The sequence below is a fragment of the Sphingomonas faeni genome, assembly GCF_003053745.1.
Lineage (GTDB): Bacteria > Pseudomonadota > Alphaproteobacteria > Sphingomonadales > Sphingomonadaceae > Sphingomonas > Sphingomonas faeni.
In genome coordinates, this window is record NZ_QAYE01000006.1 from 164,590 (window position 1) to 179,033 (window position 14,444).

11 protein-coding genes are annotated in these 14,444 nt (G+C 67.7%); 2 read left to right on the forward strand and 9 right to left on the reverse strand.

Features of this window, described 5'->3' with window-relative positions; genetic code table 11:
* Positions 1–58 precede the first annotated feature (58 nt).
* On the forward strand, positions 59–1,552 hold the full coding sequence (locus C8J25_RS12370; RefSeq protein ID WP_107954701.1) for an OpgD/OpgG family glucan biosynthesis protein: 1,494 nt from the start codon (positions 59–61) through the stop codon (positions 1,550–1,552).
* Complete coding sequence (gene mdoH, locus C8J25_RS12375; protein WP_244187054.1) at positions 1,552–3,360, forward strand: glucans biosynthesis glucosyltransferase MdoH; 1,809 nt, start codon at positions 1,552–1,554, stop codon at positions 3,358–3,360. Before C8J25_RS12370 ends, mdoH begins: the two co-directional genes overlap by 1 nt.
* Positions 3,361–3,470: 110 nt before the next feature.
* Here the strand turns inward: mdoH and C8J25_RS12380 are convergent, their stop codons facing one another.
* From C8J25_RS12380 to C8J25_RS12420, 9 genes are all read right to left on the reverse strand, one after another.
* Positions 3,471–4,973, reverse strand: coding sequence for a DHA2 family efflux MFS transporter permease subunit (locus tag C8J25_RS12380; RefSeq protein ID WP_107954809.1), 1,503 nt, complete (start codon positions 4,971–4,973; stop codon positions 3,471–3,473).
* On the reverse strand, positions 4,970–6,361 hold the full coding sequence (locus C8J25_RS12385) for an efflux transporter outer membrane subunit (RefSeq protein WP_244187071.1): 1,392 nt from the start codon (positions 6,359–6,361) through the stop codon (positions 4,970–4,972). The genes C8J25_RS12380 and C8J25_RS12385 overlap by 4 nt, the downstream gene beginning before the upstream one ends.
* A 146-nt stretch (positions 6,362–6,507) precedes the next feature.
* Positions 6,508–7,410 (reverse strand): efflux RND transporter periplasmic adaptor subunit, encoded by a 903-nt coding sequence (locus tag C8J25_RS12390; protein WP_107954703.1) that lies wholly within the window; start codon positions 7,408–7,410, stop codon positions 6,508–6,510.
* Positions 7,407–7,613 carry a DUF1656 domain-containing protein gene (locus C8J25_RS12395; protein WP_056065737.1) on the reverse strand — a complete coding sequence of 69 codons (207 nt, stop codon included), beginning with the start codon at positions 7,611–7,613 and terminating at the stop codon, positions 7,407–7,409. The genes C8J25_RS12390 and C8J25_RS12395 overlap by 4 nt, the downstream gene beginning before the upstream one ends.
* On the reverse strand, positions 7,610–9,652 hold the full coding sequence (locus tag C8J25_RS12400) for an FUSC family protein (RefSeq protein ID WP_107954704.1): 2,043 nt from the start codon (positions 9,650–9,652) through the stop codon (positions 7,610–7,612). The genes C8J25_RS12395 and C8J25_RS12400 overlap by 4 nt, the downstream gene beginning before the upstream one ends.
* Before the next feature lie 10 nt (positions 9,653–9,662).
* Positions 9,663–10,016 (reverse strand): MarR family winged helix-turn-helix transcriptional regulator, encoded by a 354-nt coding sequence (locus C8J25_RS12405; protein WP_235518970.1) that lies wholly within the window; start codon positions 10,014–10,016, stop codon positions 9,663–9,665.
* Positions 10,017–10,293: 277 nt separating this feature from the next.
* Positions 10,294–11,091 carry a TOBE domain-containing protein gene (locus C8J25_RS12410; protein WP_107954705.1) on the reverse strand — a complete coding sequence of 266 codons (798 nt, stop codon included), beginning with the start codon at positions 11,089–11,091 and terminating at the stop codon, positions 10,294–10,296.
* 13 nt (positions 11,092–11,104) lie between these two features.
* Positions 11,105–13,555 carry a TonB-dependent receptor gene (locus tag C8J25_RS12415; RefSeq protein WP_107954706.1) on the reverse strand — a complete coding sequence of 817 codons (2,451 nt, stop codon included), beginning with the start codon at positions 13,553–13,555 and terminating at the stop codon, positions 11,105–11,107.
* 212 nt (positions 13,556–13,767) lie between these two features.
* Complete coding sequence (locus C8J25_RS12420; protein ID WP_107954707.1) at positions 13,768–14,427, reverse strand: nucleoside/nucleotide kinase family protein; 660 nt, start codon at positions 14,425–14,427, stop codon at positions 13,768–13,770.
* Positions 14,428–14,444 lie beyond the last annotated feature (17 nt).

Genomic DNA, 14,444 nt, shown 5'->3' on the forward strand with positions numbered 1-14,444 from the left:
GCGCGCGCGACGTTACTATGCTACCGCACTGCAGCATGATGACGAGGGAGCGCTCTGCATGATCGGTCGACGTGAAGTAGTGACAGCGCTAAGTCTGTTGGGTGTCCTCCCACAGGCCGCCGCTGCGATGCGTGCAGCGCCCGGCAAGGCCGAGCCGTTCTCTTGGAACGCGCTCCAGCAGCGCGCCGCGACGCTCGCGACCAAGCCATACAGTGCCCCTACCAAGGTCGGTGCCGCCGCTGCGATTGATTACGACAAGGTGGGCAGCATCCGGTTCCGCGCCGACAAGACGCTTGCCGGTGGCATCCGCCTGTTCCCGCTCGGCCGCTATGCGCCGATGCCGGTCGCGATCAACGTCGTCGAAAACGGGCAGGCGCGCCGCATCGAGTTCTCGCGCGACCTGTTCGAGGCCGAAGAGGGCCACGCCGCCGCGCTGGGCATCGCCGGGTTCCGTGCGATGGCGCCGGGCGGTAACAGCGACTGGATGGCGTTCCAGGGCGCATCCTATTTCCGCACCGCCGGCGCGCAGGACCAATATGGCCTGTCCGCGCGCGGGCTCGCGATCAACACCGGCCTGCCGGGCCGCGAGGAATTCCCCGACTTCACCGAATTCTGGATCGAGCGGACCGGCGCCGACGCGTACACGATCTACGCGCTGATGGACGGCGCCAGCGTCACCGGCGCGTACCGCATCCAGTCGCGGCACGTCGCCGGCGCTGGCGTCGAGCAGCAGGTCTCGTCCGTGCTCAACGTGCGCCGCGACATCGAACGGCTCGGCATCGCGCCGGCGACCAGCATGTTCTGGTACGGCGAAGGCAATCGCGCCGCTGCGGTCGACTGGCGTCCCGAGATCCACGATTCGGACGGCCTGGCGCTGCTCACCGGCGCCGGCGAACGCATCTGGCGTCCGCTCAACAACCCGCCGCATGATACGCTCGACAGTTTCGCGGACCAGGCACCCAAGGGGTTCGGCCTGATCCAGCGCGACCGGAACTTCGATCATTACCAGGACGACGGGGCGTTCTACGATCGTCGCCCGAACCTGTGGATTCAGCCGCGGGGTGATTGGGGCAAGGGCGCAGTGATGCTCTATGCGTTCCCGACCAGCAGCGAAACGGTCGACAATATCGTCTCGTTCTGGACCCCGGCCGCGCCGGCTAAGGCGGGCCAGCGGTTGCAGTTCGATTACTCGCTGTCGTGGAAATCGACCGATCCGACCGCCGTCGCCGCGACCGCGCACGTCGTCGATTGCTGGCAGGGCGTCGCTGGCCGACCGGGCGCCGAGCCGGTGAAGGGCGCGCGAAAGCTCGTGGTCGATTTCATCGGTGACGGTCTTGCCGGCCTCGACCGGCAGAGCGGGGTGACCGCCAAGATCGACGTCGTCCGCGGCAAGGTACTCGCCAACGCCGCCTATCCGGTCGTCGGCCAGAAGAACCGCTGGCGCGTCACCGCCGATGTGGCCCCCGATGCGCAAGGGCCCGCCGACGTCAGGCTGTTCCTCACGCGTGGCGGCCGTGCGCTCAGCGAAACCGTCCTGACCCCGATCTTCTGATGCCCGCGCTTCCCGCAATGATGCCGGGCGAAACGCCGATCGAGATGCCCCCGCAGCGTTTCGACGGCCCGCCGCCGCCCTGGTCCGCACCCGAGCCCGGCGCCGGCATGGTCGTGTCGTCCGACGACATGCTCGCGCGCCGCATCATCCTCGTGCTGATGACCGGGCTGCTCGCAACCGCTGCGTCATCGGCGGTGCAGGAATCGCTGCTCGCGGACGGACTGAGCTTCTGGGATGCGGCGTTGCTCGCGCTGTTCTTCCCGCTGTTCGCGTGGATCGCGTTCGGATTCATGAATGCCGCGATCGGCTTCGTGCTGTTGATGACCGGCGGGCATCCGGGGTTCGTCCCGACGCCGCGCCAGTCCGAGCCGCTCGAGGGCCGCACGGCGATCCTGATGCCGGTCCACAACGAGGACATCGATGCGGTGTTCGAGCGGATCGCGTGGATGGCGCGCGCGATCGCCGCGGGCGGTGTCGCCGACCGGTTCGACATCTTCATCCTGAGCGATTCGGGCGAAGCGGCGGAGGCGGCCGAGGTCGCGGCGTGGCAGCGCCTCGCGCCGACGCTCGACTGCGCGCTCTATTACCGTCGTCGGACCGTGAACGTGGGGCGAAAACCCGGCAACGTCGCGGAGTGGATCCGGCGGTTCGGCGGCGGCTATCGCTATATGCTGATGCTCGACGCGGACAGCCTGATGGGCGGCAACACGATCATCGGCATGGCGCAGGTGCTCGAACGCCGGCCTGCGGTGGCGCTGCTCCAGACCGTGCCCGCGGTGATCAACGGCGTGACGTTCTTCCAGCGCTGGATGCAGTTCGCCAGCCGGTTGTACGGTCCTATTTCCACCGCCGGGCTGGTCTGGTGGTCGGGCTCGGAGGCGACCTTCTGGGGGCATAACGCGCTGATCCGGATCGAGGCGTTCGCTTCGAGTTGCGGGCTTCCCGATCTCCCCGGCCGCGCGCCGTTCGGCGGGGTCATCATGAGCCACGACATGGTCGAGGCGGCGCTGCTCCGCAGGCGCGGCTGGCGCGTCCACATGTTGATGACCGAAGAGACGTTCGAGGAATATCCGCCGACGCTGATCGACGCGGCAGTGCGCGATCGGCGCTGGGCGCAGGGGAATATCCAGCATCTGAGCCTGCTGACGTCGTCGGGGTTCCACTGGGTCAGCCGGCTGCAATTGCTGATGGGGGCGTCGGCGTTCATCACCTCGCCGGTATGGCTGCTGATGATCGCGACGAGCGTGGTGCAGGCGCTGATCGGCGAGCGCAACATCGTCGAGGCGCAGACGTCTCTTCAGGTGCTGTTCGTCACGCTGCTGCTATTGTTCGGGCCGAAGCTGTTGAGCGTGATCTGGGCGTTCTCGAATGCGGAGCGTCGCGAGGGGTTCGGTGGACGACGTGGGATCGTGCGGTCGGTATTGGTCGACGTGCCGTTCTCGATGCTGTCCGCGCCGGTGATCGCGTTGACTCAGACGATCGATCTCGCCGGTATATTGATGGGGCGAAAGTCCGGCTGGGCGCCGCAGAACCGCGATGCACATGAGTTGTCGCTGGCGGACGTGATGCCGCGGTATCGCTGGCATGTCGGGGTGGGGGTGGCATTGTTGCTCGTGACGCCGTTCGCGCCGGTCACCGCGGCGTGGCTTGCGCCGGTGACGCTGGGGCTGTTGCTCAGTCCGTTCCTGACGATGCTGACGGCGAGCGAGAAGGCGGGGCGGTGGGCGTTGTCGCACGGGATGTTCGTCGAGCCCGGCGAGCATGTGTCGGTATTGTCGCGGCCATCGCTGCCGGCGCATAGCGGCTAGTCCTACGCGTTCCGTCATGCCGGGCTTGTTCCGGCATCCACGGTTCCGCGCCATAAACGGCTGCTGAGTGTGTGGAACGGTGGACCCCGGAACAGGTCCGGGGTGACGGGCTATCCAGCGCGGTGTCCGCTTAGCTCCGCCCCCGCGTCCACTGCGAACCGGCGGTTCCAGATCGTTGCCGACGCCGACACTGCGGTCACCACTAGGAACGCCAGCGTGAAGTCCGTCAGCGCCGGCCGCGTCGCGCCCGTGCCGAGCATCCCGACGTGCAGCGACGCCGCGCCGACGCAGATGCCGAGCGAGAGCATCAGCTGCTGGAACGTCGCGTAGAAGCTGGTTGCGCTGCTCATCCGCGACGACGGAATTTCGTCGTACGCGATCGTGTTGTACGCCGAGAACTGGAACGACATGAAGAAGCCCGAGATCATCAGCACGCCGAAGATCACCGGGATCGGCCAGTCGGGGCGGAAGAGGCCGGCGACCGCATAGCCGAAGCTTGCGCAGAGTCCGCCGACGATCAGGCTGTTGCGGAACCCGAAGCGACGCAGAACGCGCGGTGCGAGGCTCTTCATCATCAGCGAGCCGATCGCGCCGGCGATGGTGATCGCGCCGCTCGCCGCCGCGGTCATCCCGAAGCCCAATTGGAGCATCATCGGCAGCAGGAACGGCTGCGCGCCCTGCGTGATGCGGGTCAGCGATCCGCCGATCACCGACAGGCGGAAGGTCGGGATGCGCATCAGCGAGAGGTCGAGGATCGGGTCGCTGCGGTGCTTGGCATGGCGGATATAGGCCACGCCGGCTACCAGCCCGACGACGATCAGCACTACGGCACGCGACAATTCGCCGGTGCGGCTGGTCATCTCGAACCCGAACAACAGGCAGCCGAGCGAGACGCCCGACAGGATGAAGCCGGGTATGTCGAAGCGCGCGGGTTTGTCCTCGCGGACCTCGCCGATGAAGCGCGTCACCAGGATCACGCCGAGCAGGCCGATCGGCACGTTGAGGTAGAAGATCCAGCGCCAGTCGAGATAGGTGACGATCGCGCCGCCGACCGGGGGGCCAAGGATCGGGCCGATCAGCGCGGGCATGATCAGCCACGACATCGCCTGGACCATATCCTCCTTGGCGACGCTGCGGAGCAGGACGAGGCGGCCGATCGGGATCATCATCGCACCGCCAAGCCCTTGCAGGAAGCGGGCGACCATCATGAACGGCAGGCTGGTCGCCTGGCCGCAGAGCATCGACCCGCCGACGAAGATCAGGATCGCCGCGCGGAAGATCGTGCGCGAGCCGAACCGGTCCGCGAGCCGTCCGCTGGCGGGAATGAAGATCGCCAGCGCCAACAGGTACGAGGTCAGCGCCGAACTCATGCTGGTCGCGGGCACGCCGAAATCGCGCGCCATCGTCGGCAGCGCGGTCGCGAGCACGGTCGAGTCCATCTGCTCCATGAACAGCGCGCAGGCGATGATCAGTGCGGTGATGCGGTAGTTGCTCGGCGTGTGCGGCAGCGCGTCCGGGTCCCTGGCAACGCGCGCGATGGTGTCGGCAGCGGGCATGATGCCGTCGCGGATTTCGCTGTTGATCGACGCCAGCCCGCGGCGACGCAGCCTCAACTCTGCCACCCCCCGCCGAGCGCTTTGAAGACGTCGACCTGGCGATCGACCAGCAGTGCATCGGACGCGGCGAGGTTGGCCTGCGCGGTGGTCAGCGCCGCTTGCGCGGTCAGGAGCGAGAGGAAATCGGTGCGGCCGAAGCGGTATAGCGTGCCGGCTTGGTCTGCTGCGCGTGCGGCGCTGGACTGCGCGCGGCGGAGCGCTGCGTTGCGGTCGCCTTCTCGCGCATAGGCGGAGAGCGCGGTCTCGGTCTGGCGAAGTGCTTCGAGCGTGGTGGAATCGAACTGCGCGAGCGCCTGGTCCGCGGTGGCGCCGGCCTGGGAGATCTGCGCGCGGATTACCGGGCGGTTGGGGAAGCTCCAGCTGATCAACGGTCCGAGCCCGAGATGGAACGCGTTGGTCGAGCCCAGTGAAGAGACCGGCCCGGTGAACCCGGCCGAGCCACCGAGGCTGACTTGCGGATAGAGGTTGGCGGTCGCTACGCCGATCCGTGCGGTCGCGGCGGCGAGCGTACGTTCGGCGGCGCGGATATCGGGGCGGCGGAGGATCAGCGCGCTGCCGTCGCCGATCGGCAGCGGTCGGGTAAGTGCGGGCGGCTTGGCGCAGGTCGCGACGTCCTTGGGATAGTCGGCGGGTGCGCGGCCCATCAGCGTGGCGAGGCGGTAGAGCGCGGTGGTGCGCGTCGCGATCTGTGCAGGGATCAGCGCTTCGCTCTGGTCGACCGCGGTCCGCGCGCGCGTCACGTCGAATGCGGTGCCGCGACCGCCGCGTTGCAGGCGTTGCGTGACGTTGAGCGTCTGGCGTTGCAGCGCGAGGATGCGGTTGTTCGCGGCCAGCACCGAGTTCGCGGTGCAGGCGGTGGCGTAGCTCCGCGCGGTCTCCGCCGCGACGGTCACGCGGACATTGTCGCGCGCGGCGGCGACCGCCTCGGCATCGCCTTGTGCGGCCTCGATCGCGCGGCGGATGCGGCCGGACAGGTCGAGTGGATAGGCTAGCGTGATGCCGAGGTTGTAGTCGAGCGTGCCGGGCAGGCTGCCGCCGGTCGTGTAGGGGCGGTCCAGCGAGGTGCCGCCGCCGAGCGCGGTCGACAACGTGCGACCAGCCGCGACTTCGGCGACGACTGCATCGGCGCGGCGGAGGTTGGCGTCGGCGGCGCGGAGATCGGTGTTGGCGGCGAGCGCTTCGGTGACGAAGCCGTCGAGGCGGGGGTCGCCGTAGAGTTGCCACCAATGGTCGGGGAGCGGGGCGTTGGCTAACGCCTTCTCGTTGCCGCTGTCGAATGCGCCCTGGGCGGAGGGACGGTTGACGACGGCGGATTCGGGGAGGGCGTAGTTTGGGCCGGCGGTGGTGCAGGCCGCGAGTGCGAGGGCGAGGATACTCGCGGCGATACCGCGGCGACCTTTACGCTCGCGTTGCCCAACTCCGTCATCCTGACGAAAGTCAGGACCCAGAGCCACGCAGGACATCGCTTGTAAGCCTGGGTCCTGACTTTCGTCAGGATGACGGCGAGGGGCGGGGCGGATGGAGGTGACCATCATGCCGTCGTCCCCGGTGCGACGCGCGGCTGGACCGTCACCGTCGCCGTGCGGCCGACGATCAGTTGCGTCCCCTTCGGCACCTGCGTCAGCTTCACCCGCACCGGAATACGCTGGGCAAGTCGCACCCAGTTGAAGGTCGGGTTCACGTTGGGCAGCAGGTTCGTCGTGTTGGTCCGCTCGCTGTCGTTGATCCCAGCCGCAATGCTGTCGACGCGGCCGTGGAGCGCCTGCGGCTCGCCCATCAGGTGGACGACCACCGGATCGCCGACCCGGATGCTGCCCAGCTTGGTCTCCTCGAAATAGCCTTCGACGCGGAGCGAGTCGGTGTCGACCAGCGCCATCGCCTGCGCGCCCGTCGCGATATAGTCGCCGGGGTGGAGGTCGAGGTTGGTGACGATCCCGTGCACCGTCGCGCGCACCGTCGTTCGTGCGAGGTTCAGCGCCGCGGTCGACCGCGCGCTCTGCGCCTGCGCCAGCGCCGCCGATGCTGTGGCAACGCGCGCGACGTTCTGCTCGTGCGTTTCCTTCGCTACCAGATCGCCGAGCGCCAGGTCGCGCTGTGCCTCGCGGCGGGCCTGCAACAGCGTCGCGCGGGCGCTCGCGATCGACGCGTCGGACTGCGCCAGTGTCAACTGGAAGCGCGGGCGATCGACCACGAACAGCACGTCGCCAGGCTTCACCGCCTGGTTGTCGTGCACCGCGACCTGGGTGACGAGGCCGGCGACGTCGGGCGTCACGCGAACGATATCGGCGCGGATATGCCCGTCGCGCGTCCACGGATCGGTCTCGTACCGCTTCCACAGCCACAGCGCGACCAGCACCGCTAGCGCGACGATGATCAGCGTGACGGCCGAGCGACCCAGCGGGGCGAACAGCGACTTGAGGCGGGAAGAGGTCATGCGGAAGGTCCGGTCAGCAGGGCGAGCAGCCCGAGGATGAGGATGAACAGCGCGAGGTCGACGAGCGGTCGATACGTCACCACGCGGTAGGCGCCCGCGAACGCGAGCAACCGCGTGGCGATGCCGGTCAGGATGACGGCGGCGACCGCGAGTAGCAGGATGCTCGGCAGATAGACGCCGCCAATCGAGATTTCGCCGGTCATGCCGGTGCTCCGTAGGCTGGCGCTTGTGGGAACAGGTTGCGACGGAGCGAGGTCAGCGCGAGCACGCCGGTGCGGTGGCGATCGGGCGTGCTGGTCGCGAAACCGGTCATCGCGGCGTCGATTCCGGCGAGCAGGTCGGGTTCGGGTGGCGCGGGCTCATCCGGACGTAACGCACGGTAATGCGCGCCGATACCACGAAGGACCGGCGTGATCACCGCGGCCTCGTCGGGGGAGCCATCGATCCGCAACTGCTTGAGTTCGCCGACCGCGACGCCGACACGCAGGTCGGTCAACGCGTCGAGCAGCGGCTTGCCTGGATCCTCGCCCTGCAACGCAAGGCGCGGCGCGAGCAGGCCGATGCGGTCCAGCATCCGCGCGATCCAGCCCGCGGCGTCGGGGCGGCTCATCGAGTCGCTGCGCGCCGCCAGTTCGCGCCAGCCTGCGCGGATCAATCGCCGCGCGCTGGTATCCGCACCGATCGTCTGGAACAGGCCGACCGTGACGACCGCGAACAACGTGCCGATCAACTGCGCGATGCCGCCGTTGAGGAACGCGTCGAAACTGCCGCCGAACCGATCGTTGAGGCCGACCGTGTTCAGCGCTCCGAGCAACCCGCCGAGCGTCATTAGCAAGGTCGCCGGACGGGCCAGGAACATCCCTCCGATCAGCATCGGCGGTGCGAGCACGGCGGCAAGCGTCACGAAATCGGTCACGCGCGGCAGGATGGCGAAGGCGTAGAGGGCGGATATGACCAGCCCGATGATCGTGCCGTAGAAGAACGCCAGGATCGATGGTGCGGGGTCGTCGCTGTTGCCGAAGAGCGCGCAGCACACGCCCGCGATCAGCACCGCGCCCGCCCCGTCCGCCCAGCCGGTGCCGATCCAGAAGACGCAGCCGAGCAGGATGGTCGCGACGGTGCCGGCGGCGGCGCGGAGTGCGATACCCCGGTCGCGGTGCAGCGGTCGCTTGGCGATCCGGGCGAGCAGCCGTGCGACCGCGGGCGTGACCGGCGCGCGCGATGGCGATCGCATCTGGTCGCGCAGGTCGCGCGCGTTGCGGTGCGCGTCGACCAGTTCGCCGAGCCGCGCGAGGAGGCTGAGCCGCAAAGCATCGCGCCAGATGAGCGTGTCGCCCACCACCGGCTCGAGGACACGCGCCCGTTCGATCAAGGCATCTGCGGTCGGGCCTCGCTCCGCCACGGGCGGCGGATCGCGCAACCATTCGCGGACGTCCTCGATCAGCGCGAGCGCTTTGGGGCGGGGCGCATCGGCGCCGCGCTTCAGCTCGACGATCCGGTCGTCGACCGCGCTCGCCAGGGGCAGAAGCATCGACAACTCCGCCTGCAACGCACGCAGCGTCCGCGTGCGGGGAAGCAGGCGTGCAGTGTCGAACGGCAGGTGGATGGACAGCTGGTGAAGCTCGTTGATGTCGAGCGCCAGCCGCCGGCGATCGCGGTCGAGTGCGGCATCGGATGCTCCCGCCAGCGAATCCCGCGACCAGCGCTCGGCATCGGCCAGGATCGCGTCGATCCGCGCGAGCAGAGTCGCGGTAACGGTCTGTGGGAAGACGAAGCCGTGGATCAGGCTCCCGCAGAGAATGCCGATCGTGATCTCCTGCACGCGCAAGGCGGCGATCGTGAACACCGCACCCGGTGTCGTGACCGACGGAAATCCGATGATGCTGGCCGTATAGCCTGCGAGCAGGAACAGGTACGCGCGCGGCGTCCGATCGAGCAGCGAGATGTACAGGCACAGCCCGAGCCACAGCGCGAGGCCGAGCGAGAGAAGCTCGGGCGCGTTGACCAGGTTCGGCACCAGCACCACCGCGGCCGCCGCGCCGAGCACCGTGCCGGCGACGCGGAATACCGCCTTCGACAGCACCGCGCCTGCCAGCGGCTGCGCGACGATGTACGACGTCGTCACCGCCCAATAAGGACGCGTCAGACCGATCCTGAGCGCGATGTAATAGGCCAGGAACGCCGCGATCAGGCATTTGACCGAGAAGAGCGCTTCCTTTCCGCCGAACCGAGTGAGGTTCATCGTGCCGGGCTCATCGGGCGTGATCCGCGGTGAACCGTGCCCCGAGCCGCTCCGCGACGTGCAACGCGGTGGCGAGATCGTGGTCGGACACGTCGTCGAGCATCCCCGCGCGCAGGCTGGCGAACTTCGCCTCGATCGTGGTGACGAGCGCGCGGCCGTGATCGGTCAGGCGAATACGGCTGACGCGTGCGTCGGCGGGGTCGCGGCGACGCTCGACGAGGTTGGCAGCCGACATTTGGTCGATCGAGCGGACCAGCGACGCCTGCGTCACGTCGAGTTGCTGCGCGAGGTCGGTTTGGCGCACGTCGTCGCCGAGCCTCCCGACCTGGACGAGCGCCCAGCCGGTCGACGCCGACACGTTCATGTCACGCAACGCCCGATCTGCTGCCCGCCGCCACATCCTTGCGAGCGGCAGAAGGGTGCGAGCGTAGGACGACTCGAGAATGGCACGGGGGGAAGTCATTAGCGTGCTAAGTAATGACGATTGCGTGTGCTGCAATGCGGAATCGGTTTGTGACGAAAATGTTAGGAATGGGTGCCGCTAATTGGTCGTTTTCCCGCGAAAGCGGGAACCCAGGAACCAAGCAGCGTTGCGCTCGTGGTCCTGGGCCCCCGCGTTCGCGAGGGAACAGAAGGAGAGCCTACTCCACCGCCAAAATCACATGGCTTGCCTTGATTAACGCCAGTGCGCGGGTGCCGATCTGTAGGTCGAGCGCCTCCGCACTTTCCTTGGTCAACGTTGCGGTCAGCGTCTTGCCGAGCGTCAGTTCGAGCGTCACTTCGCTGGAGATTCCGCCGTCCTCGCGCGCGATCACTGTCCCCGCCAGCGTGTTGCGGGCCGATGTCCGCAGACTCTCGTCACCGCGCGCGAGGATGACGAAGCTCGACTTGATGAGCGCGAGCGCGGTCGCGCCCGGCACCAGTCCCAGATCCTCGGCACTGCCGCGCGTGATCGTCGCGACGATCTCGACGCCGTCCGCCACCGCCAGCGTCACCTCGGCATCGATCGTCCCCGGAGTCACCCGCGACACGGTGCCGCGCAACACGTTGCGTGCGCTCGTCTTCATTCCGATTCCCCATAGCAAAGGTTTCAGCGACAGCCCGTTCGACACGCTCGCCTCGATCCGTGCCATCGCGCTGGCGAGTTCGGCCTCGGCGACCGCATAACCGTCGAGCACCGCGACGCCCGCCTCGGTGATCGGGCTCGCGCCACCGTCCTTGCCGCCCGCCGCGGGGAGCACGAGCGGGCGGTCGAACAGATTGTTCATCACCTGTACCGCGTCCCACGCCGCCTTGTAGCTGAGCCCGACGACCTTGGCGGCGCTGGTGATCGAGCCACCGTCGCGGATCGCGCGGAGCAGCGCGATCCGGTCGGCGCCGACGCGGCCGGTCTGGTCCTTGGCGAGCAGGATCGTGGCGTGGAGGGCGGGGTCCGTCATCCTCGCCTCATACTCACTGCTTGATGCGGAACGTAAGCCCGATCGTGTGCGGGTCGCTCGGCGTGGCGAGGATCAGGCCGGAATTGCCCGCCTGGATCGTCACGTTCTGGATGTAGTCCTTGTTCAGCAGGTTGCGCGAGAACACGGCGAGTTCCCAGCCCTCCTTCGAGCGGAAGCCGATGCTGCCGTTGACGATCGTATAGCCTTCGATCACCGTGAACGCCGAACCCGAGGGATCGCCGAACTGCCGCGTGCGGGTGTTCGAGTCGATATGGACGAAACCGCTGCCGATGTCGGCGATCGGCTGGTTGTAGTCCGCGCCGAGCGTGTACGACCAGCGGGGCAGGCTCGACAGGCGCTGGCCGCTGAGATCGCAGAACGCCGCGGTGTTGAAGATCCGCTCGATCGGGCAGGGGGCCGCCGGGTAGGAATTGAACTTGCCGTCGGCGTAGGCGACGCTGCCGCGCAGCGACAGGTTGCGCGTGACGAGCGCGGTCGCGTCCGCCTCGAACCCGCGGACGGTGACCTTCGGGATGTTGGCGAGGTAGGTGCGGAGCGCGGCGGCGGCGCGCGTGTCGGTGACGTTCGCCTGGAAATCGGTGACGCGCGTGTAATAGCCGTCGACGTTGAAGATCAGGCGATTGTCGAACAGCTGCGTCTTGAGGCCGATCTCGTAGGCGGTGTTCATCTCCGGGCGGACGACTGCGGTGCCGATCGCCGGCTGGTTCTGGTCGTTGAGCGGCAGGCCGGACATGTTGATCCCGCCCGACTTCTCGCCACGCGCGTAGCTGGCATAGGCTAGGACGTTATCGGTCGCCTGATACGCGATGTTGGCGCGCCCAGTCAGAGCGCCGTCCTTGTCGCTGGCGGCGTAGTTCTGGCCGCGCAGGATCGACAGCTTGGCCACATTGAGCGCCGCGTTCGTCGTCTGCAAGCCGCCGAAGGTGAAGGTGTCGTACGTCCCCTCCTTCTCTTCATAGGTGTAGCGCAGGCCTCCGGTCAGGGTGAGGCGATCGACCGGCTTCCAGTTCACTTCGCCGAACGCGGCATAGCTGTCCGAGCGGAAATCGGTGCGGCCGTCGGTGCCGTAGCCGTCGAGCAGGTTGCTCGGGACGGCGGTTGCAGCGGCGCCGGTGCCCGTTGTCGTGCCGATCAGGTAGCGGGCGGCGGCGGGGCCGTAGATCGAAATCGGGCGGCCGATAACGCGCTGGCGGAAGAAATACAGGCCGCCGACGTAGCTCAGTTTGTGGTCGCCGTTCGAGGCGAGGCGGAGTTCCTGGCTGTACTGGTCCTGGCGCGAGGGGATGTGCTGTTCGATCTGGATCGGGATGCTGGTGTAGTCGCGGTCGTTCGCCGCGTCCCAGTTCCAGAAGCGCCACGCGCTGATCGAGGTGAGCGTCGCCGCCCCGAGGTTCCAGTCGGCGATCACGCCGACGCCGCCTTCGTTGGTATCGACGCCGAGCGCCGCGTCGATGTCGGTCTTGCGGTCGTACGGATTGGTGCTGGGCGGTGCGTAGTTGAACTGCGCGGCGAGGCCGGTCGGGCCGCCGAACTGTCGCGTGGCGGTGCGGAACAGGCGGCCGTCGGTGCCACTGCCGGGCCGGGTCGCGACGTTGTAATAGACCTGCGTGCAGCAGTTGCTCTGGAAGTTGGTGAAGTCGGCGCTGGCCTTCACCTGGAACACTTCCGAAGGGCGGAACAGCAATTGCCCGCGGATCGCCTGGTTGCCGATGGTGTTCTGGTCGCGGCCGGTGACGACGTTGTCGATCACGCCGTCGCGGCGCGTGCTGACCACCGACACGCGACCGGCGAGCGTGTCGCCGACGATCGGGCCGGAGACGGCACCCTTCACCTGGAGGAAGTTGTAGCTCGCATAGCTGATCTCGGCCTCGCCCTGCGTCGTGAAGGTCGGCGCTCGGGTCGTGATGTTGATCGCGCCGGCGGTCGAGTTCTTGCCGAACAGCGTGCCCTGCGGCCCGCGCAAGACTTCGACCTGCTCGATGTCGCTGAAGTCGAACGCGGCGGTGGCGGGGCGCGCGTGATAGACCTGGTCGACATAATAGCCGACGCCGGGTTCGAGCCCGTCATTGGCCTGGCTGACCGCGACGACGCTGCTGCCGAGCCCGCGGATCGTGAACGCGGTGTTACGCGGATTGGCCGAACTGTAGTTCAACGCAGGTACGAGTTGCGACAGTTGCTGCGTGTTCACGGTGTACGACCGGTCGAGCAGCGCGCCGCCAACGACGGACAACGAACCGGGGATCTTCTGCGCGTTTTCGGCGCGACGACGGGCGGTGACGATCACCTCCATCGAGGTGTCGGGGTCGTCGCTCAATTGGGCTGTCGTGTCTTCAGTGCGTGTCTGTTCCGGATTGGCGGCGCTGGTCTGCGCGTCTGCCATCATCGGCAGGCACGTCGTCGCCAGCAGCACGGCACCCAGCCGCGCTAAATCATGTCCCCGCATTGTCGTTACCCCTTCGTTATATAGTCGAGCTACATAACGAGAAGTTTCGAAACAGATAGAGGGCTTTGCGGACGCGCACGCACGCGCAACCGCATACCACCCCGACGAAGGCCGGGGTTCAATTGGGGGACGACGCTTGGCGGGCGTCGGATGCCGTTACTGTGACCTTTCCAATTGGGCCCCGGCCTTCGCCGGGGTGGAGGGCAGCGGCGTTAGGAAAGGAGGGCGACGACCTCCGCCGCGATCTCGGCGGGCAAGCGCGACGCACCGTCAGTTACCGTCGACACCGTCGCCCAGCGGCCCAGCAACCCGGCCTCGGCCATCGCTGTGTAGTTCGTCCGCACCCGATCCTGCAGTCCGGTATCCGCCTCGTACGCATCGAACGCGTCGTCGGTGTAGGAGCGCTTGCGCTTCTTCATGATCAGTCCGCGCGCGATGTCGGCCGGCGTGTCGAGATACACCGACAGGTCTGGCTTCGGCAGCGCGAACGACCCCGTCTCGAGGTCTGCGATCCACGCCATCATCGCGTCCGCTTCGTCAGCCGGAACCTGCGCCGCCTGATACGCCATGTTCGAGGCGATATAGCGGTCGAACACCACCACTTCGTTCGCCGCCATCGTCGCCAGCAGGTGCTCCCGCGACTCCATCCGGTCGAGCGCATACAGCACCGCCGCCGCCTTGGGCGACGTGCCGCGTGGCAAGGTGCCGGCCAGCATCGCGCCGAGTGCCCAGCCGCCGACCGTCTCGGTATAGCGCGGGAACGACACGACGTCCGCGGTGCGGCCGGCGGCGCGCAACTGCTCGACCACCAGTGCCGAGGCGGTGGCCTTGCCCGCGCCGTCGGCGCCTTCGATTGCCAGGAGGAAGCTCATGGAAGAGCCCTAGCAAG